Source organism: Mesorhizobium sp. B1-1-5 (assembly GCF_006443065.1).
In the GTDB taxonomy this organism is placed as follows: Bacteria; Pseudomonadota; Alphaproteobacteria; order Rhizobiales; family Rhizobiaceae; genus Mesorhizobium.
In genome coordinates this window covers 1-20643 of sequence record NZ_VFWS01000013.1, presented here as the reverse complement: position 1 = coordinate 20643, position 20643 = coordinate 1, and the positions used below count along the sequence as shown (strand labels likewise).

General features: G+C 63.1%; 24 protein-coding genes and 1 pseudogene. 10 read left to right on the top strand and 15 right to left on the bottom strand.

Features of this window, described 5'->3' with window-relative positions:
- Positions 1 to 3: 3 nt before the first annotated feature.
- From FJ980_RS07360 to FJ980_RS07350, 3 genes are all read right to left on the bottom strand, one after another.
- The gene (locus tag FJ980_RS07360; RefSeq protein WP_140542260.1) at positions 4 to 1074 is read right to left on the bottom strand and encodes an HWE histidine kinase domain-containing protein; all 1071 of its coding nucleotides are present in this window, start codon (positions 1072 to 1074) and stop codon (positions 4 to 6) included.
- Positions 1074 to 1817 carry a Crp/Fnr family transcriptional regulator gene (locus tag FJ980_RS07355; protein ID WP_140542318.1) on the bottom strand — a complete coding sequence of 248 codons (744 nt, stop codon included), beginning with the start codon at positions 1815 to 1817 and terminating at the stop codon, positions 1074 to 1076. The genes FJ980_RS07360 and FJ980_RS07355 overlap by 1 nt, the downstream gene beginning before the upstream one ends.
- Positions 1818 to 2302: 485 nt before the next feature.
- On the bottom strand, positions 2303 to 2521 hold the full coding sequence (locus FJ980_RS07350; protein WP_140542259.1) for a hypothetical protein: 219 nt from the start codon (positions 2519 to 2521) through the stop codon (positions 2303 to 2305).
- Positions 2522 to 2901: 380 nt separating this feature from the next.
- On the opposite strand from FJ980_RS07350, the gene FJ980_RS07345 reads away from it, so the two are divergent.
- Positions 2902 to 3285, top strand: a complete 384-nt coding sequence (locus FJ980_RS07345; protein WP_210243732.1) for a response regulator — start codon at positions 2902 to 2904, stop codon at positions 3283 to 3285.
- 232 nt (positions 3286 to 3517) lie between these two features.
- Here FJ980_RS07345 and FJ980_RS07340 read toward each other — a convergent pair whose 3' ends face one another.
- Positions 3518 to 3706 carry a DUF3606 domain-containing protein gene (locus FJ980_RS07340; RefSeq protein WP_140542258.1) on the bottom strand — a complete coding sequence of 63 codons (189 nt, stop codon included), beginning with the start codon at positions 3704 to 3706 and terminating at the stop codon, positions 3518 to 3520.
- A gap of 274 nt (positions 3707 to 3980) precedes the next feature.
- Entirely contained in the window at positions 3981 to 4274 is a 294-nt protein-coding gene (locus FJ980_RS07335) for a DUF982 domain-containing protein (protein WP_246676337.1), read from the bottom strand.
- Between the two features lie 389 nt (positions 4275 to 4663).
- Between FJ980_RS07335 and FJ980_RS34610 the strand changes: the two genes are divergently transcribed.
- The 3 genes from FJ980_RS34610 (at position 4664) to FJ980_RS07325 (ending at position 6467) form a co-directional block, all read left to right on the top strand.
- Positions 4664 to 4825: a hypothetical protein gene (locus tag FJ980_RS34610; protein WP_181174855.1), complete on the top strand. Its 162-nt coding sequence runs from the start codon at positions 4664 to 4666 to the stop codon at positions 4823 to 4825.
- Positions 4826 to 4918: 93 nt separating this feature from the next.
- Positions 4919 to 5725 carry a hypothetical protein gene (locus FJ980_RS07330; protein ID WP_095768838.1) on the top strand — a complete coding sequence of 269 codons (807 nt, stop codon included), beginning with the start codon at positions 4919 to 4921 and terminating at the stop codon, positions 5723 to 5725.
- The gene (locus FJ980_RS07325) at positions 5718 to 6467 is read left to right on the top strand and encodes a metallophosphoesterase (protein ID WP_140542257.1); all 750 of its coding nucleotides are present in this window, start codon (positions 5718 to 5720) and stop codon (positions 6465 to 6467) included. Before FJ980_RS07330 ends, FJ980_RS07325 begins: the two co-directional genes overlap by 8 nt.
- A gap of 90 nt (positions 6468 to 6557) precedes the next feature.
- Here FJ980_RS07325 and FJ980_RS07320 read toward each other — a convergent pair whose 3' ends face one another.
- From FJ980_RS07320 to FJ980_RS07295, 6 genes are all read right to left on the bottom strand, one after another.
- The gene (locus tag FJ980_RS07320; RefSeq protein ID WP_181175992.1) at positions 6558 to 7730 is read right to left on the bottom strand and encodes an MFS transporter; all 1173 of its coding nucleotides are present in this window, start codon (positions 7728 to 7730) and stop codon (positions 6558 to 6560) included.
- 405 nt (positions 7731 to 8135) lie between these two features.
- Entirely contained in the window at positions 8136 to 8948 is an 813-nt protein-coding gene (locus tag FJ980_RS07315; RefSeq protein WP_140542256.1) for an SDR family oxidoreductase, read from the bottom strand.
- 87 nt (positions 8949 to 9035) lie between these two features.
- The gene (locus FJ980_RS07310; RefSeq protein WP_140542255.1) at positions 9036 to 9539 is read right to left on the bottom strand and encodes an SRPBCC domain-containing protein; all 504 of its coding nucleotides are present in this window, start codon (positions 9537 to 9539) and stop codon (positions 9036 to 9038) included.
- A gap of 3 nt (positions 9540 to 9542) precedes the next feature.
- On the bottom strand, positions 9543 to 10142 hold the full coding sequence (locus FJ980_RS07305; protein WP_140542254.1) for an NAD(P)-binding domain-containing protein: 600 nt from the start codon (positions 10140 to 10142) through the stop codon (positions 9543 to 9545).
- 29 nt (positions 10143 to 10171) lie between these two features.
- Positions 10172 to 10939: an SDR family oxidoreductase gene (locus FJ980_RS07300; RefSeq protein ID WP_140542253.1), complete on the bottom strand. Its 768-nt coding sequence runs from the start codon at positions 10937 to 10939 to the stop codon at positions 10172 to 10174.
- Positions 10940 to 11003: 64 nt separating this feature from the next.
- The gene (locus tag FJ980_RS07295) at positions 11004 to 11738 is read right to left on the bottom strand and encodes an SDR family oxidoreductase (protein WP_140542252.1); all 735 of its coding nucleotides are present in this window, start codon (positions 11736 to 11738) and stop codon (positions 11004 to 11006) included.
- 227 nt (positions 11739 to 11965) lie between these two features.
- Between FJ980_RS07295 and FJ980_RS07290 the strand changes: the two genes are divergently transcribed.
- Positions 11966 to 12862, top strand: coding sequence for a LysR family transcriptional regulator (locus tag FJ980_RS07290; protein ID WP_140542251.1), 897 nt, complete (start codon positions 11966 to 11968; stop codon positions 12860 to 12862).
- Positions 12863 to 12954: 92 nt separating this feature from the next.
- Here FJ980_RS07290 and FJ980_RS07285 read toward each other — a convergent pair whose 3' ends face one another.
- Positions 12955 to 13740: an SDR family oxidoreductase gene (locus FJ980_RS07285; RefSeq protein ID WP_140542250.1), complete on the bottom strand. Its 786-nt coding sequence runs from the start codon at positions 13738 to 13740 to the stop codon at positions 12955 to 12957.
- Positions 13741 to 13745: 5 nt separating this feature from the next.
- Here FJ980_RS07285 and FJ980_RS07280 point away from each other — a divergent pair, with 5 nt between their 5' ends.
- From FJ980_RS07280 to FJ980_RS07270, 3 genes are all read left to right on the top strand, one after another.
- Positions 13746 to 14873, top strand: coding sequence for a LysR family transcriptional regulator (locus tag FJ980_RS07280; protein ID WP_140542249.1), 1128 nt, complete (start codon positions 13746 to 13748; stop codon positions 14871 to 14873).
- Positions 14874 to 14964: 91 nt separating this feature from the next.
- Positions 14965 to 15321 carry a carboxymuconolactone decarboxylase family protein gene (locus FJ980_RS07275; protein WP_140542314.1) on the top strand — a complete coding sequence of 119 codons (357 nt, stop codon included), beginning with the start codon at positions 14965 to 14967 and terminating at the stop codon, positions 15319 to 15321.
- 2 nt (positions 15322 to 15323) lie between these two features.
- A complete protein-coding gene (locus tag FJ980_RS07270; protein ID WP_140542248.1) occupies positions 15324 to 15761 on the top strand; it encodes a DUF302 domain-containing protein in 438 nt (145 codons plus the stop codon).
- A 114-nt stretch (positions 15762 to 15875) separates the two neighbouring features.
- Here FJ980_RS07270 and FJ980_RS35290 read toward each other — a convergent pair.
- A pseudogene (locus FJ980_RS35290) lies at positions 15876 to 15971 on the bottom strand (DUF736 domain-containing protein); the annotation flags it as partial.
- A gap of 38 nt (positions 15972 to 16009) precedes the next feature.
- Here FJ980_RS35290 and FJ980_RS35810 point away from each other — a divergent pair.
- Complete coding sequence (locus FJ980_RS35810; protein WP_281406321.1) at positions 16010 to 16132, top strand: hypothetical protein; 123 nt, start codon at positions 16010 to 16012, stop codon at positions 16130 to 16132.
- Here the strand turns inward: FJ980_RS35810 and FJ980_RS07255 are convergent.
- The gene (locus FJ980_RS07255; protein ID WP_140542247.1) at positions 16129 to 16521 is read right to left on the bottom strand and encodes a nuclear transport factor 2 family protein; all 393 of its coding nucleotides are present in this window, start codon (positions 16519 to 16521) and stop codon (positions 16129 to 16131) included. The genes FJ980_RS35810 and FJ980_RS07255 overlap by 4 nt on opposite strands.
- A 36-nt stretch (positions 16522 to 16557) precedes the next feature.
- Positions 16558 to 17955, bottom strand: coding sequence for an epoxide hydrolase family protein (locus FJ980_RS07250; protein WP_246676336.1), 1398 nt, complete (start codon positions 17953 to 17955; stop codon positions 16558 to 16560).
- 649 nt (positions 17956 to 18604) lie between these two features.
- Here FJ980_RS07250 and FJ980_RS07245 point away from each other — a divergent pair.
- Entirely contained in the window at positions 18605 to 20596 is a 1992-nt protein-coding gene (locus tag FJ980_RS07245; protein ID WP_246676335.1) for a DEAD/DEAH box helicase, read from the top strand.
- The last annotated feature ends 47 nt before the right edge of the window (positions 20597 to 20643 follow it).

Below are 20643 nucleotides of genomic sequence, written 5' to 3'. Positions count from 1 at the left end.
GTGCTACTGGCCGCCTATGGCGCCAAGCGGGATCGCAGCCGTGAAATTGAGCCCGCTCGGAGCGAGCCGCAAGTCCACTGTCGCTCCGAGCTCGTACGGCAAGGTGCCCTCCAGAACCTCCAAGCCGAAGCCGCGCCGCTCGACGGGTTTGAAATGGTGGGATCCGCTCTCCATCCATTTGAAATGGAGCAGGTCCTTTTCCAGCTGCCATTGGATGTCGATGCGGCCCGCGCGGCCAGACAGTGCTCCGTATTTCAGGGCGTTGGTCGCTAACTCGTGAATGGCCAGCCCCATTGTCTCGGCGGCCTTGGGCGCAAGCGTCAAGGGCGGACCTTCGATCGTCAGATTCTTGCCTTCCCGGCCGCCCGCAGCACGCAATTCTTCCGCCACGATCAATGCCAGACTGATACCGATCGACGGGCGGCGTGTGATGGCCGCCTGGACCCGGGCGAAGGCGTTGATGCGGCCTTCCAGATGGGCCGCGGCTTCGTCCAGGGATTCGCTCTTCTCCATCGTGCGCCGCACGATCGAGCGGATGACGGCCAGCGTGTTGCGCACGTGATGCTGCAATTCGGCGAAGCGGGCCTGCTGTTGCTCCTCGCATTCCTTCTGACGCGTGATGTCCTGACCGATGCCCCCGATCTGGGCGACCTTTCCCGCTTCATCGCGCATCGGAAAATCGGCGTTGCGCAGCCAGCGTATCTCATTGTCGGCCGGCCGGCATATCCGGTATTCGAAGGTGACGCTTTCGCCGTCGCGAATGCGCTCGATCTGGGCCAGCACATGCTCGCGGTCTTCAGGCAGGACAAGGGCGATCCAGCTGGCGAAGTTGTCGCCGGCCAGGGCCTTTTCACGGCTCGTGCCGTAAATGGCGTCGAAGGCCGGGGTCAGATATTCCCACTGTAGCGTCTCGGCGTTGCGGATCCAAAGCACGTCCGAGGCGGCCTCTCCGAAATCCTGCAGGTTCTCCTCCCTTGCGCGCAGCCCGGCTTCGGCACTCGCATGCTCGTGCAGGGCCGCCTTGACCTCGGCCAGGCTGCGTTCAAGCGGCTTTTTGGGCGGACCCTTTGACATCACTCTTCATTGGCATCGAGATGCCTGCCTTCACGATCGAGATGCAGATAATTGGGATTGAACAGCGCGACGTCCTGTAATGCCTGAAGATTGGGAATGGTCAGCGTCCTGTCCCTTAGCACGATGAGGTTCGAGGCGCGCAGCTCCTGCAGGGTGCGATTCACATGAACCGTCGACATGCCCAGCGTCTCGCCCAGTTCCGTCTGCGTCAATGGGAACTCGCAACTGCTATTGCTCGTGCAGCCGGCGGCCTCCAGCCGGATGAACAGCTCGCATAATAAATGCGCCATGCGCTCCAGTGCATCGCGCTGCCCGAGATTGACGGTCCACTCGCGCTGTATCGCCGCTGCGACGAGCGATTCCCACCACAGCGCCTGGGTGATGCGCGGATGCCCGATCATCATCTCGTCAAAAGCCGTGCGCGAAATTTCCGACACCACGACCGGCGTGATGGCGCCGATAGAGTGGTCCATTTCCTTCAGGACGAAGACATTCAGATCGCACAGGTCCCCAGGCAGGAAAAATGCGATGATCTGCCTGCGGCCGTCTTCGAGGGTCTTGTAGCGGCAGGCCCAGCCCTCGCTGATCAGATTGATGAATTCGGGCTTCTCGCCCTCGTGGATGATATCCTCGCGCGCGGCGAAACGCCGGACCCGTTGCGCCGCTATTCTGAGCAGCATGTCCTTGTCGGCGTGCGAGAGCCGCGTGAACTTCTCGAGCTTCCGGATCAGAGGCCGCCTCATCCTTGTCCTTCTTGTCCGTAATACACAGAACGACCGGGCAACGACCTTACCTATGTTAATGTCCATTTGCCGCGCACGACTGCGCGCAGGAAGCGCATATGGACGAGAAAGTCGCCGATGCTCGCGCACCGTCCTGGAGACGCGTATTTTTCCTGAGCAGGATATCACAGCCGCGATTTTCGCGCTCGGTTTCACGGCTATCGATCCCGTTGCGACCAGCCAAGAGGCTTGGAAGCGCCTGGTCAAGATCGCGTCGAGACGGCCGTGACCGATCTCGACCGGCCGGAGCCGCCGATTGATCATGCGTCGTGAGCCAAGCGCTGAGAAGCGGCTGCCGCGGGTGTCCGCCAACCGCTACGATGCAGCCGCGTCCCTCTCGTGTTGCCGAGATCGCGGGCTTGACAAGCCCACTGCAGACCGATCCGGCGCGCCACCCGCTGGACATGACGCGCCGGACTTGCGACCCTTGAGAGATCCTCGCCGGATTAAACTGTCATCAAGTCGAAGCTGACGGCGTGTCCGTGCTTGACGGCCGACCGCGCGATCATGTTGCTCAATTGAGGAGACTCTATCGAGCAATCCGGCATGACAGTCAGGATGGCCCGCGTGGCCGCGGCCACCGACACCGGCGAGCGGTGCGAGGAACGCGTTTCCATATAGTGCTCGATGAGTTCGTTCAGACGGACAGGATGATATTTGATCACGCTGCACCTCCCTAAGCCGCGCTTTATTTCTCTTGCAGCCAACGAATGCTCCCGGTCTCGCGGTCGCGCATTAACCCATGAGAGGGAGGTGGAAATTCTTTCAAGCTTCGGCGCTGCAACGACACGTCTGGAGCAGCCGGCATCTGAAGATGCGCCGCCATTGAGATTTCGGGCCGCGGACCCTTTCCGTTCCGAGATGCATCGGCCGCGAGATGTCGTCGCGGCGGTCGCTGGTGCGCAGGGGTGGATGCGAAAGGATCAAAAAAGCGGTCATTCAACTCGACTCCGGAGAATAACTGCCGCACCATTCGGTGGCAGACCGCCCGGCACCGGCAAGAGGCGCGTCGAGCAGCGCTATGGTGTGTCGAGGAGCCCTGGCCATGATAGAGAAATCTGAGCTCGGCGGCCGCACCGTCCTGATCGTGGAGGACGAGTATTATATCGCCATCGAGGTGGCGCGCGCGCTCAGCTGCGCCGGCGCCGAAGTCATCGGGCCTTGTCCATCCGATCGGGCTGCGCGGGCCGAACTCGAAGAGCGGCGCCCTCATGCGGTTCTGCTGGACATCAATCTTGGACCCGGGCCGTCATTCACCTTGGCCGACTCCCTCAAGGACATCGGTGTCCCGTTCGTTTTCATCACCGGCTACGACCAGGATGTGATTCCCGGCCGGTTCGACGACATCGAGCGGCTGCAGAAACCGGTGCAACTCAGGCAAGTCGTCGGAGCCATCTCCAAGGCGCTGGACGGACTCCAGCGGCAGTGACGAGGGCGAGGTCCTGCGAGGCCGCAAGCAAGTGGTCGAGGCGTTGGCGCTTCGGTTAATCACACTGGCTTTGCGCGCATTCCCTTCGCCGGCGGCTTCAGCCAAACGCATCCGCGCCAGGTCATTCCGGGCTAGAGCAATTCCAGGAAAAGTGTGAGCGGTTTTCCGTCTGGAATTGCGTCAAAACAAAGAGATAGAGCGGTTCGCCGTTTCCGTGAAACGGTGAAACGCTCTAGCGAGAACCGAGCGCCTTGGCTTCGCGCTCCAGCGTTGCGCGGTCATTGCCGTGTTTGCGAATAAGCTCCCGGGCTTCGGGCATCGTCAGCTGGAATTTCCGCGCGAAATACGCGACCTCATATTCTTCGTCGCCCGATACGCGGTCGCGGTCGCGGAAATCGCGCTTGTTCTTGTCGTCGACCATCACCGTTCCTCCTGGTGAAGAACAACGTCCGCCGGTAAACGTTCCGCCGGCCGCTGCACCGAACATGCGGCTCGGTGCGGTTCGGAAGTCCTCCGTCGCACCCGCCGGCGTACCGAGCGCCTGATCGAAGAAACGGGGTGGCCGTCGCGAGGGGCCGCCTTTTTGCCGGAACGATCCCGCTGGCAGCTGGATCAGATCGGGGCGGACAAAATCTCGGCTCGCCGATGGATGCCGGCCAGCACACGGGGGCGGCAGACCCGCTGGCATGCTGATCTCAGCTCTGGTCGCCAAGCAATATTCTGGCGTCCTCGGCAGCAGCGACGAAAGCCTGGCGTGCGACCCTTGGCGGCTCCTGATTGCGCAACACCGCAAGGCAGGCCTGGATCGCGCGGTGGCGTGTCCTCAAATCAGGCTTGGGCCAATCGTGCAAAAGCACATCAGCCGCGTCCAGCACCGACACAACGACGCGGTCGCGGTCGATGCGACCTGGCTGCACCACGACCGGTTTGCGAAAACGTTTGATGCGATAGCGCATGGCCGCTTTGCCGCTGAAACGGTGATCGGACACGGCATCATCCTTCAATCGGCGTTTGCGACAACAACCTATGTTAAGGCGGCGCGACCGATCGTGGCGCAAAGTGCGGCCGCCTTAGTTCCCTCACCGAGGCAGGCCCGGTCCGCGCTCCTGTGTCACCAACGAGGATAAGCAGACCGGGCTTTCAATTGCCTGCCGCAAAGTCTGCGGGTAAGGGCCTTCAGCGATCCCATCCTTCCTCGACAGCGCGCTTGTTCAATAGACATGGACGCGACCGCTGCGATTTCCGTCTAGTCGAGCATGGGCGCCGCCGTGAAGCGAGATCGGCTTAACTGTCGCCTCGCATGGACGGCCGGCGGAACCTTTGGCCGCCAACTCGGTTAGCCGGACGACCGACCGCCTCCAACCGGGAAGGAAAAGCCATGCTCGGTATCGATCTGTGGGCCTTCGTCGTGATCGGCGGGCCGATTATTCTCCTGCTCGTGCTCGTTTATGCTCTTTTGACTCGCCGGCACCGAGGACCGGCCGAACGCCGCGAGAGCGATCGTGCAACCGAGCGCCTGTACCGCAAGCAAGGGGACTGAGGTGAGGCTCACCCACAGTCGCCGGCAACGGAACCAGCCGGTCAGGTTGCTGTTTACATCCCGGATGAAGATTTGAGCTCGGAGCAACGGTCGATGGCCGATGACGAGTTGCCGGGCGTGCTGGCGACGCTGCCTGTGATCGACGCCAAGGCGGAGCCGACGCTGAAGAGCGCGGAGGCGGAAGCTTTCTATACGCACGCGATCCGCGAGCTCGCCGCCACCGACATTCCTTTTCTGGTTGCCGGGACCTATGCGGTGAGCGCCTATACCGGCGTCGTGCGCCAGACAAAGGACCTCGATATCTTCTGCAAGGCAGGCGATTGTCCGCGCATCCTCGCCCATTTCAAGGATATCGGCTACGCCGTCGTGATCGAGGACGATCGCTGGCTGGGGAAGGTCTTCGAAGGTCCGCATTTCTTCGACGTGATCTTTGCTTCCGCCAACGGCACCATGCAGGTCGAGGACCAGTGGCTGGAGCATGCCCGGCAGGTCGAGCTGCTGGGCAGCCGGGTCAGGATCATCGGACCTACGGAACTTATCTGGTCGAAATGCTTCATCCAGGACAGGGGACGGCACGACGGCGCCGATATCGCCCATACCATCCTCAAGGCACATGAGCAGATCGACTGGCAAAGGCTGCTGTCTTATCTCGACATCCACTGGGAGGTGCTGCTGATGCAGTTGCTGAATTTCCGCTGGATCTATCCCAGCGAACGCGACCGCATTCCCGACTGGTTGCTTGACGATCTGCTCGACCGGCTCGCCAGGCAGCGGCAATTGCCTTCACCGAGGATGAAGATCTGCCGCGGTCGACTGCTGTCGCAGGTCGACTACGAGATCGATGTCAAGGAATGGGGCTTTGCCGGTGTCGGCGGCGTTGGAGAATTTCACGATGGCTGAACAAAGCAGGGCAAGCGGCAAAACGAGCGGAAACGGCAAAGTCAAAGTCGCCGCGGTGGGCGATCTGCATGTGCAGGAAGATGCGCAGACCTCCCATCGCGACCTGTTCGGGGAGGTTTCGCGCGAAGCCGACATCCTGGTGCTTGCGGGGGACCTCACCAATCTCGGCAAGCCGAAGGAGGCCGAGCTTTTGGCGGAGGATCTCCGGGCCTGCTCGATTCCCGTGGTCGCGGTGCTCGGCAACCACGACTACGAATCCGGTTGCGCCGAGCAGATAGCGGCGACACTTCGCCAGGCCGGCGTTTACCTCCTCGACGGACAGGCGACGGAGCTGATGGAAGTCGGCTTTGTCGGCGTCAAAGGTTTTGTTGGTGGGTTCGGCTCGAGGATGCTCGGGTCCTTCGGTGAGCCGGCAATCAAGGCCATGGTGGCCGAGAGCGTCAGCGAGGCGATGCGGCTGGAAAACGCCATGCGGCAAGTCCGCGCCAAGCGGACGCTCGTGGTGCTTCACTACGCCCCGATCGCGGAAACGGTCGCTGGCGAGCCGCCCGAAATCTTCCCGTTCCTCGGCTCTTCCCGGCTGGCCGAAACGATCGACCGGTTCAAGGTGAGCGCCGTCGTGCATGGTCACGCGCATCGAGGCACCTTCGAAGGTCAAACTCCCGGCGGCGCGAAAGTCTACAATGTCGCCATGCACGTCGCGAAGCCGACGGGCCGGCCCTATGCGCTGCTCGAGATCTGAGCCGGCCAGGGGCATCCTTCTCGAGATCGATGAATTCATTGGCGCCGAATGCGAGCCCTTCTGAGTCCTCCTGAATGGGCGCCAGGTCAGCTATCGGAGGCCGCGCCCCGCAAGAAGGAACAACGGCAGCGACGCAAGCTGCGCGATCACGACGAAGGCTATAACCGCAGGCAGGGAGCGTTCGTATAGCAGACCAGCCGCGATGCTTCCAACGAGCCAGCCGACGCCATAGGCGGCGTAGAAGAGCCCAAACGCCAGACCGCGCCGCCCTTCCGGCAGGATTCCCGCGATGACTGCCTTCAGCAGGGTGTCCTGCGTTGCGTAGCCGACGCCCCACAACGGCATGGCAAGGACGATCGGCAGCAGGGTGTTCTGGAACGCCAAGGGTGCGAACAGCGCCGAGAGGACCACGCCCGCCAGAATCACCGGGAGGCCGATGCGGTCATAGAGCCTGCCCAGCACGAGGTTGGCGATCACGCCGCAGCCGGTCGAGAGCGCCAGCAGCACAGGTATCCATGGTCCTGCAACCAACTGCATCCGTGCCAGGTGGAAAGCGACGAGCTCGTAGCTCATCAGCCCTGCGGCGAAGACCGCGGCCGCAACCATATAGAGCCAATAGGGTGCGCCGAATCCCTTTGCCTCCGCTGTGGGCCGGTCCTCGAGGCGTGCGGGGACCGGAAAGCCGACGCGCGCGGCCACCAGGGCGGCGCCCGCAAGGATCGCCGAGACGAACAACCACGCGAAACCAGTCCGGTAGTCGCCACCCAGCAACAACACCAGTGCGATGATCAGCGGGCCGACCGTTGCGCCCGTCTCGTCGAGGGCAGTGTTCAGGCCGTAGGCCCAGCCGCGTCCCAGCTTGCCGGTGGTATAAGAGATCATCGCCTCCACGGTCGGCTTGCGGATAGCCCGTCCGATGCGTTCGGCGATGATCAGGACGCCCGCGATCTGCCAGCTGCCCGCCAGCGCCATGGCGGGGACGGCAAAGAGATTGATGGCGTAGCCCACGAAAGTCACCAACCAGTAGCGGCCGGTCCGATCGGCGACGTAGCCGGAGACCGAACGCAAGGCATAGCCGAGAAACTCGCCAGACCCGGCGATGATGCTGACAGCGGCCGCGCTGGCGCCCAACGCACCCAGGAACTGGCCGTTGATCGCGGCGCCTCCCTCATAGGTGACGTCACCAAACAGATTGACGACGCCCATCATGAGGACGAAGCGAAGTGCAGGCGAATCTGTGAAATCGGACGAGCGCTTCATCATGACCACCACGAGCGACCGAGCCAAAGGATGATGCGCGAGCGGGCCAGAAAACCTCCTAGTCTAAATGATTTCGCTCATTGGTGGTTCCAGGCTGCAACGCTCACCCGCATTCAACTGCGCAGGCTTGACCAACGAAAACGGCGCCTCCTTAGAACCCGCCGTCGGAACTGTATCGTCGTTATTTCATTGGGAGGCCCAGAGCGCCTGAGAAGACGTGGTTTTAGAAGCTGGAAAGGATTTGCATCAGATGTCCGCCGTCAAGTCTAAATCCCGTCTTCGAGGATTCAGCGCGCTGGCGCGGAAGGAGCGCGCGCAACGACATGAAAGCTGTAGCTGTTGATCGATTTGGTCCGCCGTCAGCTCTGACGCTGCAGCGGCTTTCGGTGCCGAAGCCCGTCCGCATGATCAGGCAACGAAGCGGACTACGCCGCCGTCGACGCGCAGAGCCGCGCCGGTCGTCGCGGAAGCCTGCTCCGAGCAAGCGTAGACGATCATGTTGGCCACCTCATCGGTGGTCGCAAAACGCTGAATGAGGGTGGTCGGGCGCATCGCCTTCAGGAAGCCTTGCTCGGCTTCCTCCTGCGTGATCCCGTTCGCCTCCGCCTGCTTTGCCATGAAGTCACCCAGGATCTCAGACCGAGTAGGGCCCGGCAGGACGGCATTGACGGTGACGCCTGTGCCCGCGGCTGCCTCGGCAAGCCCGCGCGAGACCGCGAGTTGCGCGGTCTTTGTCATGCCGTAGTCGAGCATCTCTTTCGGGATATTGACCGCGGACTCGCTGCTGACGAACACGACCCGGCCCCAGCCCTTTTTCACCATGCGAGGCAGGTAGTGGCGCGTCATGCGCACGCCGCTCATGACATTCAGCTGGAACAGGCCAAGCCAGTCCTCGTCGGGGATATTCGCAATGTCCTCGATGCCGTTGTAGTCCCGGATATATGCCGTACCCACGTTGTTCACGAGGATATCGGCGTCCGGCACCTGCGTGATGAAAGTCTCGACACCTTCGACGGTGGCCAAGTCTGCTGCAACGCCAGTGATATTGCTCCCAGGAATGGTCTGCCGAATTTGTTGCACCGCCTCGTCGACCCGGGCATTCCCACGGCCGCTGATAACGACTGACGCCCCTGTACGGGCTAAACCTTCCGCAGTGGCACGGCCGATGCCCGCCGTTGACCCGGTGACAATCGCCTTCTTACCTTTGAGGTCTATATTCATTTCAACTGTCTCCAATCTTGGCCGGCGCGGCCTTTACCCGCTCAATGTGCTGAGGCGCTGGGCAGCCCAAGTCCAAGGACCCGCAGGTTAACCTGCCTTGACTTCTACTTTCGCCTCCGCCGCGCCGGCGAGGCGTTCGATCCATTCCTGGTGATAGCGATAGAGCCCACCGGGACGCTTGCGCCCGAGTTCGTCGAGGAACCACGAGCCCTGTTGCGTTTCCTCGGTCAGCACGTGGCAGCCATCATCTGTGGGAGTGATGACCCAGCCATGGTACGCGCTCGAGCCGGTGTCGTCACCATCGACAGTCGTCGCCCACGCAAGTCGGCGGAAGGGCTCGCACTCCGTAACAACCAGGCTCATCGGGAATCCGACGGTCACTCGGCTGTATTTGGTCCCGCGCGCCAATTGCCTTTCGCCGCCCAGGATTTTGACCTGGTCTTCAGCAGGAAAGTAGCTCGACCAGTTCTCAGCATCGACCAGCAGCTTCCATACCACTTCTGGGGGTGCTTTCACGTCGATGTCGTTGAGCGCATAGATCGCCGACGTTTTGGGGTCGTACTTCTCGGGCCAAATCACACGGTCGTACACCGACTACTGCTCCTTCTTGAACAGATCCTGGAAGATGAGCCGGCCCCAGATGCGGCCGCGTGCGTGCACCAGCGCGCCGCCCTCGTTGAGCTTTCCCAGCTTGACGGGTGCGAACCCGAGCTGTTTGGCCAAGGCCGCCACGGGAGCGGTCGCGTCCTCGTCGTCGCTCGACAGGAAGACCACCCGGTGGCCGCCCTCGACGACCGGATCGGCAGCCAGGGTGGCTGCAATGAGGTGATTGAAGCCTTTCACGAACTTGGCGCCGGTGAACGACTTCGCAACGAAGGCGGAGGACGGGAGGCCGTCCAGCTCTTCGGGTTCAGGAAACGCGTTCATCGCGTCGATGACCGTCTTGCCGTTCCAGCTCGGCAGGGCTTTCGCAACCTCGCGATGCTCCCCGAAAGGGACCGCCAAGATGATTGTGTCCGCCTCGAGTGTTTCCCGCAGCGACTTGGCGACCACCGTGGGTCCAATCGCTCGAGCCTGCGGCGCCAATGCCTCGGGGGGCCGGCGGCTCGCGACGGCCACGTCGATGTTCTTGCGGGCGAAGGCGCGGGCGAGGGCCTGGCCGATCTTGCCGAAGCCGATAATTGCGTAGCTCATTATATTCTCCTTTGCTTCTTTCGTTGCGGTCAGAGCTTGTAGCCGCCGCTTGCCTCAATCGTCTGGCCGGTCACCCAGTGGCCTTCATCGGAAGCCAAGAACGCCACGATGGCGGCGATTTCCGATGGCTCGCCAAAGCGTCCCAGCGCGATCTGTGCCTCGACCGCCTTTACGAGTTCGGAATTCTCTCGGAAGGCGGCGTTCGCGTCGGTTCGCGTGTAGCCCGGCGCTACGGCGTTCGCGGTAATTCCGCGTGGCCCCAGCTCTGACGCGAGTGCTTGGGTAAGATTGTTGATGGCCGCTTTGGCCATCGAGTAAATGGGCGCGGCTGTCACGGGCTTCGTCGCGGCAGCGGAAGAGATGTTGATGATGCGCGCGCCATCGGCGAGACGACCCATGGCGGCCTGAACGATGAAGAAGGGCGCGCGGGCATAGACGGCGATCAGGGTGTCCCAACTGTCCGGCGTCGCGTCTTTGAAGCCAATCCAGCCGATATTGCCAGCGTTGTTGACCAGAATATCGAGGGCTTTGCTTCCCTTCCGCTTGGTGAACTCGGCGTCGAGTTTCTCGAACAAGGTCGGGACGGTCGCCGGGTCAACGAGGTCCGCGTGGATTGCGAACGCAGTACCTCCAGCTTTCTCGATGGCCGCGACCGCCTCGTCTGCACCAGATTTGCTGGCGTTGTAGGTCAGCGCGACCGTCGCACCATCTCTTGCAAGACGTTCGGCGATAGCGCGGCCAATGCCCCGCGATGCCCCGGTAACGAGAGCAGTTTTGCCTTTAAGTGCTTGTTCCATTTTATTTTCTTCCGTGGGTGGGCGAATAATGGGATCAGTGGAGCGAGCGGCCGGACGAGGCGGGTCAGAGTTGCGCCAGACCGCCGTCGACGGCGACCTCGCTGGCGGTCATGAAGCTGCTGTCCGACGACGCGAGAAAGGCAGCCACCGCCCCAATTTCCGCCGGATCGGCCATGCGCTGGAGCGGAGTCATCGCGCCGTAGGCCTTCTGGCCTTCCTCGCCTAGCGCCTCCTTCGCGAGTTCGGTCGCAGTCGCCCCGGGCGACAACACATTTACGCGGATGCCTGTGCCCTTCAGGTCCTCCGCCCAGGTCCGCGCGAGGTTGCGCACGGCCGCCTTGCTCGCGCTGTAGGCAGTGAATCCCGGGGCGCCCGTGGTGCCGGCGCTCGATCCGGTCAGGATGATCGAGCCGCCCTGGCCCATCAGCGGCAGCGCCTTCTGAACCGTGAAGATCGTACCCTTCACATTGGTGTCGAAGGTTTCGTCGATATGCTCGGCGGTGATCTTGCCGAGCGGAAGCGGGCCGCCGGCCCCGGCATTGGCGAAGACGATGTCGAGGGTTCCGCGCTCGGTCTTCACTGACGCGTAGAGGCGGTCGAGATCGGCTGGATCGGAGACCGAGCCCTTCACTGCGCGGGCATTGGGCCCGAGATCAGCTACAGCGGCGTCGAGCGCTTCCTGCCGGCGGCCAAAGATGAAGACGAAGGCGCCCTCCTCGATGAAGCGCTTTGCCGCGGCGCGGCCAATGCCGGTGGCGCCGCCGGTGATGACGGCGGTCTTTCCATTCAGTCTGTTCATGTCATGCATCCTTCGTTTCGCCGTCTCGTGTCCTTGGCTGTACGGGGGAAGTCCCGCGAGAGCTTTGAGATGGGTTCGCCGAAGTCGGGCGGTGAGTGCGCAATCGCGCACATCGGTGGTGCGAAAACGATCCAGTCAGATGATCGAACGCCGCGACGACCGCGCGAACCACGGCTGAGCGTGTTAGAACGGGCTTTGCAAACCGCACTCCGCGGCAGGAATGCACCATGATCGACTGGGATGACGTCCGCTACTTTCTTGCCGCCGCGCGCGGAGGCTCCGTGCGGGCTGCCGCTGAGCGCCTCGGTGTGAACCACTCGACCGTGCTGCGACGCATCGCCCAGCTAGAGGAGCGCCTCGGGGTGCACATGTTCGAAAAGCTGCCTTCGGGCTACCGCCTGACGGCTGCGGGCGAGGAGGTCCTCGAGTTCGCGGACCAGATGGAAGCGTCGTCGCACCTGCTGGAGACGCGCATCCTTGGGCGCGACCAGAGCGTGCGCGGGCTTCTGCGGGTGACGCTGGCGCCGCCCCTCGCGATACACCTGCTCATGCCGGACTTCGCCGATTTCGCGCGTCTGCATCCGGACATCGAGATGGACATCTTGTCATCCGGCGAGCTGGCAAATCTGACCAACCGGGAGGCCGACGTCGCGATCCGCGTTGTCTACGACCGCAAAACCCTGCCGCTCAATCTTCACGGCCTGAAGGGGCCGGAGGTGTTCGGCGGCGTCTACATGTCTCGCGATCGACTGGCCGCGTGGCGTGCGGGCGCGCCTGATCCCATCCGGTGGATCGTCATAAGCATTCATGGAATTCCGGATTGGGCGAGCGACGGCGAGGTTCGCACCACCGGGGTTCCATTCAGGACCACGGACGGCGAGGCGCAGATCGTTGCCGTACGGCAAGGGCTCGGGATGACCACGCTGCCGTGCTTCGTCGGCGATGCCGACCCTCTACTGGTGAGGGTGCCGGGAACCGACCTGCACATGTACGGGACGCTCTGGCTTCTCACGCAGGGAGAGTCCCGCAAGACGAAGCGCGTGCGGCTCTTCACCGAGTTTATATCCCGCAGGCTTGCCGCGCACGCGTCGCTTCTCGCGGGGCTGTCCATATCGCGCGACTGACGCGCGGCAGGTCGCCGGGGACGCTTGCGCATCTGACGGTTCGGGCGACGGGAGGCTTCAAGGCGGAGAACTTTTTGAGCGGCTACCGCCTCTTACGGTTTGACGCTTTTGTCGCCATAGCCGCCCCATGCAGCCGGCGCGCTTGCGGCCTGCGACGCTTGAGCGGGATTGAGCGCAGCATTCCACTTCGCGGCGATGAAGCGTCGGCCGGTTACGTTATTCGAGTCATCCGACGCCAGCCACACAACGGGCGCCGCCATAATTTCGGGCTGAAGTAGGGCCTTTGGGTCCGCAACACCTGCCGCCATTCTCGTTGCAACTGCGCCGCCGGGCGAAAGTACGTTGGCCGTGACGCCCGTCGACTGAAGCGACGTTGCGAGAGCCGCGATGAAGGCTTCTCCAGCCGCCTTGGTCATTCCATATGCGACATGACCCGGTTCGAGCATGGTATCGAGGCTGGTGGAGATGAAGATGATCCGACCCCATCTGCGCGCGACCATGTCGGGGGTGACCAGCCGGATCAAATTGATCGAGGCAAGCGTGTTGATCTCGAACAACTGCCGGAACTGATCCAGTGTGACGTCAAGAGGCCGTTGTACCGGCGGGTTTGGGACGCCCGCATTGCTGACAAGGACATCGATGCGCCCGAATGCGCGCATGGCGGCATCGACCAGGTCAGCCAGCTCTTGTTCATTGCCGAGATCGGCAGTCTTCACGGCAGCGCGCTCGCCCGCTCCGCTGGCGCGTCGTGTCTCGTCGAGCGACTCGATGTCTGTCGACGTCAAAAATACGCGATGGCCTGCGCCTAGCAGAGCCATCGTCATGGCGCGCCCAAGGCCGCGTCCTGCACCAGTCACGATCGCTACGCGCTCGCTCATAATTCATGCACCTAATTCATGCGTCGGGTCATGGATTAAGAACGCCTCATCCAACCGAGGGTTTCCGCGGCTCTGTCGCGCCTGGGACTCGCGCTCGTAATCGTGCGGGCGCCCGTGTTGACGAAGTCGGGGTGGACTATTTTAAGCTTCCTCTCGGACCGGAAACCCCGATGCCATGTTCTCGGCATGGAAGGCCGGCGCGCCGAGAGCACAGCAGGGGCAGATCGTTGGAATGGGATGACCTGAAATTCGTGCTGGCTGTTGCCCGCGGCGGCTCGCTCTCAGCCGCGGCACGGCAATTGAAGACGACACAGCCGACCGTCGGGCGGCGCATCGCCTCGTTTCAGAAACGGATCGGGGCGAGACTGTTTCGCCGGGACGGCGGGTCGCTCGTCCTGACCGAGGCCGGATTGTCCATCCTCGAGCGGCTGGAGCGGGTCGAGACGGAGGCGCTGGCGATCGAGCGAACGGTGGCCGGCCGTGACGCAGGTCTGCAAGGTGTCGTTCGCGTGACCGCCGCCGAATGGTTCTGTGCGCGCGTCCTCGCGGCAGCGGCGGCGGAAGTATCAAGCCAACATCCGGCCATCACGCTCGAGCTGATCGGCGAGCCGCGCCAGGCGAACCTCGCCCGTCGCGAGGCCGACATTGCTTTCCGGCTGGTCGAATTCGAGCAGCAGGATGTCGTGCGACGAAAGCTCGGCCGTGTCGCCTTCGGACTGTACGCCGCGCCCGCCTATCTCGAAGGCCGCGGTGTTCCTGACCCGAGGGATGGCTTCGCAGGGCATTCGGTCATCGCGATGCGGACCGAGATGGGGTGGGTGGCGGACCTGGCCTGGCTCGGCGAGACGGCCCACGCGGCCGATATCGTGCTGCGCACGGACAGCCGAGAGGTGCAGGCCCAAGCGGCCGCGGCCGGCGCAGGACTTGCTTGCCTGCCGCGCCTGGTCGGTGACGAGACCGTCGGCCTCGAACGGGTCCATTTGCCGGTCCCGCGCCGGCACGTCTGGATGGGAAGCCACGGCGATGCGCGTCACAGTCCGCGTGTGCAGGCCGTATCGACGATACTCGCCGCCGAGGTGCGCAAGCGGGCGCGGGATCTCGATCCCGCAGACCTGCCAAACGCAAACGCATGAGCTTCATGCGCGGATCGCCAATTCTCTTTGGCAACTCAATGCGCTTGTCTCGTCCTCATCCGCACCGTCCAACCCCAGGGAGCTGCCCATGATGATCGACTGGACCACCTACCACAGGGAACTGCTTGCCCGCATCGGCGAGCTCGGCAGGCTCAGCCCCGATACGCTGAAGGGCTATAAGACGCTCAGCGCCGCCGGCGAGGCGACGCACAGGCTCTCGCCGAAGATCAGGGAACTGATTGCGCTCGCGGTCGCGGTCACCGCGCGCTGCGATGGCTGCATCGTCGTCCACACGGATGCCGCGCTGAAGCACGGCGCGACGCCCGAGGAAATCTCGGAAGCGCTCGGCGTCGCCGTCGCGCTCAACGCCGGAGCCGCGCTGGTCTATTCGGCGCGGGCGCTCGACGCCTTCGCAGCCAGGCAGTCCAGCAATACCGCGGTGGCCTGACGATGAGCGACCAGCAGCTTCTCGCCGTTACGTATGGGCGTCCGGGCGCCGAGCACCCGTTTCAGCACGTCGTGCGATCCCGCCTGTCGTTCGAGCAAACCATCGAAGCGGTGCGTGGCGAGCTTCTCGGCAACGACCTGTGGATCATCCACGAGATCGATCCGCAGATGCTCCTGAAGCGCGGCGGCTATGCGATCGGGCGCACGCGGCAGATACTGTTCTTCCATCCCCGCTACATGGTGCGCCTCCTCGGCGCCGACCCGTTGGCGCTGCCCGAGGCGCCGCTGAAGGCGGTGGTCGTCGAGGAGGGGCCGGACGTGACGGTGCGTTGGTTCAGGCCGGACGTGCTGTTCGAGAAATACAGAAACGACGGACTGGCGGAGCTGGGGCGGGAGTTCGCGGCGCTGTACGAGCTGATCGCCCGGCGGCTGACGCAATAGCGCGCGGCAGTCGAATCTGCCCGACAGGACACACCGCAAGGACAGCGCGCGCCAACCTCTCTCGGCCGGTGTTTGGCTGCCCGACCGCAGCAGGTGGCGCAGGATGAGCATGCTTCAGTCCCGCTCGCCGCGCTTGGGCGGGCGGTTCCAGTTCAGTGTGCAGGCGGATTTGTCGTCGGTTGATTGGAACAGGTTCGCGCGGATCGGCTGTGCTCGTATCCTGTAATGACGTTGTGGTTGGGCCGGCAATGCTCGAAGAAGATCTTCCGATCGATGCGGTTGTCGGGCGAGCTCGTGAAATGGAAATCAGGAGCGATCGGCCGTTCGATCGCGTCGCGGTCGCCATCGACAAGCGCTTTGTGCGAGCCTAGGCGATCGCAGCCGCAGGGCCCCCGGTTGTGGCGTTGTCGCCCACCGTGCCGCGTCCGCGCCCGAAGAACACGAACACCTCGCGGATGCGGTTGCTGTCGCCGATGAGGAGCTCCGCGTTCTGGAAGCTGTCGCCGCTGATCGGTGTCAGCTCGTAGTGGACGAACACCTCGCCATCCCGTTCCCACAGGCGCTTGATGTCGAACGAGCGGGTGCGCTCGCTGTTCGGCCAGCACTTCGCGAGATAGGTCGCCCGGTCGATGCGATCATCGAGCGGGCTCGAGAACCGGAAGTCCGGGGTAAGAAGCGCCTCGATTTCCTCGCGGTCCTTGGTCTCGTAGGCGCGGTAATAGCGGCGGACGGCCTCTGCTAGACTCGACGGTTGGGTCATTGAACATCTCCTCTTGCGAGATCTTGATCCATGGGGTCACGCCCGGCGTAGCGTGCGGAAGCAGCTCCGCATTTCCTCGACGAATAGCGCCGGTTGTTCGAGCGCGGCGAAGTGGCCGCCGCGCGCGACCTCGTTCCAGTAGAAGAGATTGGGGTACATGCGCTCAGCCCAGCTGCGCGGTGCGCGATAGACTTCATGGGGGAAGATGCTGCATCCGACCGGCAGATCGACCGGACCGGCGTTGTTTCTCGGTGCCAGTGCGCGCTGCTCAAAATACAGCCGGGCCGATGATGCCGCGGTGTTGGTCAGCCAGTAGAGGCTGATCTGGTCCAGCATCTCATCGCGCGTCAACGCTTCTTCCGGGTCACCCTTGTTGTCGGTGACGGCACGGAAGATGTCGAAGAGCCAGGCCGCCCATCCGACCGGCGAGTCCGCGAGCGCATAGCCGATGGTCTGAGGTCGCGTCGATTGCATCGCGAAGTAGCCGAAGCCCTCGCTTTGAAAGCGCGACATGGCGTCGATGGCGCGGCGCTCCTCCGCGGAGAGCACGGCTGGGATCTGGTCGGGGATTACTTGCGGAAAATTGAGATGGATGCCGACGAGGCCCGGTGCGCGCTGCTGGGCCATGGCCGTCGTGACGAACGCGCCCCAGTCGCCGCCCTGAGCGACGTATCGGCGGTAGCCCAGCCTCGACATGAGCGTTGCCCAGCTGCGTGCGATGCGCTGGGCGTTCCAGCCGGGCGTGGCCGGCTTGTCCGAGAAGGCGAATCCAGGAAGCGACGGGATGACGAGATCGAACGCGTCGCCGGCCTCGCCGCCGTTGACGACGGGGTCGGTCAGCGGTCCGATCACTTTCAGGAAATCCAGCACCGAGCTTGGCCAGCCGTGCGTGATGATCAGCGGCAGCGCGCCCGGATGCGGCGATCGAACATGCAGGAAATGGATGGCCAGGCCGTCTATCTCCACGCGGTATTGATCGAAGCGGTCGAGCCGTGCTTCGCAACGCCGCCAGTCATAGCCGCTGTGCCAGTAATCGATCCAGGATCGCAGCCGCGCTTCGGGCACACCCTGCGTCCAGCCTGAGACTGTCTCCTGATCCGGCCAGCGCGCTGCTGCGAGCCGGCTTCGAAGATCATCAAGTGCCGCCTGCGGCGCGCGGAAGCGGAAGGGCTCAAGGACCGGCGGCTCCGCTAGAGCCCGCAAGGGGTTGGCCGCTGCCGCCGTCGCCATGGCTGCCATGAAGAAGCGCCTGGACATGGCGCGTGATTGGAGGTGCTGTTGAGGCTTGGCGAACGGCTCCATCTCGTCCTCCATAGGCGCGCTGATTGCATTTCGCAATCGGTTGAGGAGTAACAGGTCCGATAGCAAAATGCAACTGCTCTTGAAATGGAAGCGATGCGAATGGGAGGATTTTAAATCGGGCTGTCCGATCATCGAGGTGGTTGGCGACCGAGGGAGCCTGCTGCTGACGCGCCTGTAGGACGTCCGTCTCGTCTCCGTGTTCGCGTCGCATCTCGACCGTTCTGGTTAAGGGTCGGCTTAGGACGGGAACATTCGGGCCAGGGCCCAAGCGGAGCCATAGAGTCCGATGCCAAACACGGCGTGAGTGGCAAGGCTGCGCAGGCGCGCCGCACCTGGCCTCAATCATCGATCGGCTCACAGGATCAACTGATCAATTAATGCCTTGAATGGAAACTGGATTCAAGCCATCCCGAACCAGCTTCGCGGTCGCCATAGGTCAGGCCCTGATCCAGGCGCTCTCCGGCCGGCAAAAGTTGACCGGATGTACGGACGTGACGGTCGTTCGAAGCGGAGCGTGTGGTGATTCGGGACCTGTGGGCGGGGAAAATCGACTGATCGTATCGATAGTTGCTCAAACCGAGCAAACCGCAGATCGTCCAAATTCGTGTTTGAAATCAAGAGCGTAATTTTCTGACGGATCGGCGCGCCGGTTCCTTCGGGCGCGGAAAAATTTGCACGGTGAGATCAACGCGCTACCGTATCAGGCAACGGCCTCGCTGGCGCCACGCACGAAACCGGAGCTGTCGGTGACCCAACCGCAACTTGTCGAATGGGATGCAAAATGATGAGATCCAAGCGCGGAAACACGAAGTCGGCGATCAAGCCGAACAGGGAACCCAAGCTCTCGCGCAGCCATGCGCCCGCCGATCTGTCGCCTGTGGACTGGCAGCGCGGCTTGCGCCGCCAGTTCGGCCGCGAGCAAGCCTTCGGGCTCGAGAATCTGACCAGCGAACCGTTTTTCTCTGAGTTTCGGGTCAGCAATCCCGCCTCGAAATCGAGCTACCGCGTGGCGATCCGGGGCATGGGACCTGGCGGCAATTTCTGCTCATGCCCCGACTATGCGACGAGCGAGCTCGGCACCTGCAAGCACATCGAATTTACCCTCGCCAAGCTGGAGAAGAAGCGCGGCGCCAAGGCCGCGTTTGCTCGCGGCTACCAGCCGGCGTTTTCCGAGCTGTATCTTCGCAACGACGGCAGGCGCCGTCTCCATTTCCGCGCCGGAACAGACAGCCCAGCAGCGTTGCGCGAGGCGGCCGCGGCATTGTTCGACGCCGATCACGACGGGATGCTGCCGGACGACCGCCTGGGCAAGCTCGAATCTTTCATGGCCATGGCATCCAAGTCGGGCCACGAGTTCCGCGCCTATGACGATGCGCTCGATTTCATCGCGGGAAGGCGCGATGCGGAGCGCCGCGCCGCTAGGCTCAACGAACTGTTTCCGCTTGGGGCCGCCGACCCCGAGGTCGGAAAGCATCTGACGGTGCCGCTCTATCCCTACCAGGCCGAAGGCGCCCTGTTCGCCGTGCGGGCGGGCCGGTCGCTGATCGGCGACGACATGGGACTGGGCAAGACCATCCAGGCGATTGCAGCGGCGGAAATATTGGCCCGGCATTTCGGCGTCACAAAAGTACTCGTGATCTGTCCGACCTCGCTCAAATACCAGTGGCAGAGCGAGATTCTGCGTTTCTCCGGCAGGAAAGGCGAGAACGCGGCGCGGGTCATCAATGGCGGGCGGGCGCAGCGCCAGAACGACTATCGTTTGGACGATTTCTGCAAGATCACGAATTACGAGAAGCTCAAGCCCGACCTTGATCTGATCGCCGATTGGGCGCCCGATCTCGTGATCGTCGACGAGGCGCAACGGGTGAAGAACTGGAACACCATTGCTGCACGGGCCTTGAAGCGCATCGACAGTCCCTATGCGATCGTGCTGAGCGGGACGCCCTTGGAGAACAAGCTCGAGGAGCTGATCTCGATCGTTCAGTTCGTCGACCAGCATCGGTTGGGGCCGACGTGGAAGCTGCTGCACGAGCATCAGGTCAAGGACGAAGGCGGTCGCGTGACCGGCTACACCGGGCTCGAGAAGATTGGCCAGACACTGGCGCCGATCATGATCCGCCGCCGTAAATCCGAGGTGCTGAAGCAGTTGCCGCATCGTCTCGACCAGAACCTTCTGGTGCCGATGACGGAGATGCAGATGCTCCATCACCAGGAAAACGCCGACGTGGTGGCGAAAATCGTGCAGCGCTGGCGGAGGACGCGATTCTTGTCGGACAAGGATCAGCGGCGGCTGACCTGCGCGCTGCAGAATATGCGCATGTCGTGCAACAGCACCTATCTCCTGGACCAGGAGACAGACCATGGCGTCAAGGCCGATGAGCTGGCGGCCCTGTTCGACGATCTGTTCGCCGAGCCGAAAGCCAAGGCGGTGGTGTTCTCGCAATGGACACGAACCCACGACATCGTCATCCGGCGTCTCGAAGCGCGCGGCTTGGGCTATGTCAGCTTCCACGGCGGCGTGCCGTCGGACAAGCGGCCAGCGCTGGTCGAGCGCTTTCGTCACGACCCCGCCTGTCGCGTGTTCCTGTCCACCGATGCCGGCAGCACGGGCCTCAATCTGCAGCATGCCTCGACTCTCGTGAACATGGACCTGCCGTGGAACCCGGCCGTGCTCGAGCAGCGCATCGCACGCATCCATCGCATGGGTCAGACACGGCCCGTGCGGGTCATCAATTTCGTCGCCGCTGCCACCGTCGAGAATTCCAGCCGATAGCGAGCGCTTGAACGCCAGCACCGACAGCATCCCCTCCTCGATGGTGC

What these genes read in the sequence shown, in the direction of transcription:
- FJ980_RS07285 (WP_140542250.1), bottom strand. Translation starts at nt 13,740, where the DNA reads ATGAGCGAGCGCGTAGCGATCGTGACTGGTGCAGGACGCGGCCTTGGG.
- FJ980_RS07300 (WP_140542253.1), bottom strand. Translation starts at nt 10,939, where the DNA reads ATGGAACAAGCACTTAAAGGCAAAACTGCTCTCGTTACCGGGGCATCG.
- FJ980_RS07245 (WP_246676335.1), top strand. Translation starts at nt 18,605, where the DNA reads ATGATGAGATCCAAGCGCGGAAACACGAAGTCGGCGATCAAGCCGAAC.
- FJ980_RS07355 (WP_140542318.1), bottom strand. Translation starts at nt 1,817, where the DNA reads ATGAGGCGGCCTCTGATCCGGAAGCTCGAGAAGTTCACGCGGCTCTCG.
- FJ980_RS34610 (WP_181174855.1), top strand. Translation starts at nt 4,664, where the DNA reads ATGCTCGGTATCGATCTGTGGGCCTTCGTCGTGATCGGCGGGCCGATT.
- FJ980_RS35810 (WP_281406321.1), top strand. Translation starts at nt 16,010, where the DNA reads ATGCTCGAAGAAGATCTTCCGATCGATGCGGTTGTCGGGCGAGCTCGT.
- FJ980_RS07325 (WP_140542257.1), top strand. Translation starts at nt 5,718, where the DNA reads ATGGCTGAACAAAGCAGGGCAAGCGGCAAAACGAGCGGAAACGGCAAA.
- FJ980_RS07290 (WP_140542251.1), top strand. Translation starts at nt 11,966, where the DNA reads ATGATCGACTGGGATGACGTCCGCTACTTTCTTGCCGCCGCGCGCGGA.
- FJ980_RS07255 (WP_140542247.1), bottom strand. Translation starts at nt 16,521, where the DNA reads ATGACCCAACCGTCGAGTCTAGCAGAGGCCGTCCGCCGCTATTACCGC.
- FJ980_RS07280 (WP_140542249.1), top strand. Translation starts at nt 13,746, where the DNA reads ATGCACCTAATTCATGCGTCGGGTCATGGATTAAGAACGCCTCATCCA.
- FJ980_RS07275 (WP_140542314.1), top strand. Translation starts at nt 14,965, where the DNA reads ATGATCGACTGGACCACCTACCACAGGGAACTGCTTGCCCGCATCGGC.
- FJ980_RS07305 (WP_140542254.1), bottom strand. Translation starts at nt 10,142, where the DNA reads ATGAGCTACGCAATTATCGGCTTCGGCAAGATCGGCCAGGCCCTCGCC.
- FJ980_RS07345 (WP_210243732.1), top strand. Translation starts at nt 2,902, where the DNA reads ATGATAGAGAAATCTGAGCTCGGCGGCCGCACCGTCCTGATCGTGGAG.
- FJ980_RS07320 (WP_181175992.1), bottom strand. Translation starts at nt 7,730, where the DNA reads ATGATGAAGCGCTCGTCCGATTTCACAGATTCGCCTGCACTTCGCTTC.
- FJ980_RS07330 (WP_095768838.1), top strand. Translation starts at nt 4,919, where the DNA reads ATGGCCGATGACGAGTTGCCGGGCGTGCTGGCGACGCTGCCTGTGATC.
- FJ980_RS07340 (WP_140542258.1), bottom strand. Translation starts at nt 3,706, where the DNA reads ATGGTCGACGACAAGAACAAGCGCGATTTCCGCGACCGCGACCGCGTA.
- FJ980_RS07250 (WP_246676336.1), bottom strand. Translation starts at nt 17,955, where the DNA reads ATGATCGGACAGCCCGATTTAAAATCCTCCCATTCGCATCGCTTCCAT.
- FJ980_RS07360 (WP_140542260.1), bottom strand. Translation starts at nt 1,074, where the DNA reads ATGTCAAAGGGTCCGCCCAAAAAGCCGCTTGAACGCAGCCTGGCCGAG.
- FJ980_RS07315 (WP_140542256.1), bottom strand. Translation starts at nt 8,948, where the DNA reads ATGAATATAGACCTCAAAGGTAAGAAGGCGATTGTCACCGGGTCAACG.
- FJ980_RS07270 (WP_140542248.1), top strand. Translation starts at nt 15,324, where the DNA reads ATGAGCGACCAGCAGCTTCTCGCCGTTACGTATGGGCGTCCGGGCGCC.
- FJ980_RS07295 (WP_140542252.1), bottom strand. Translation starts at nt 11,738, where the DNA reads ATGAACAGACTGAATGGAAAGACCGCCGTCATCACCGGCGGCGCCACC.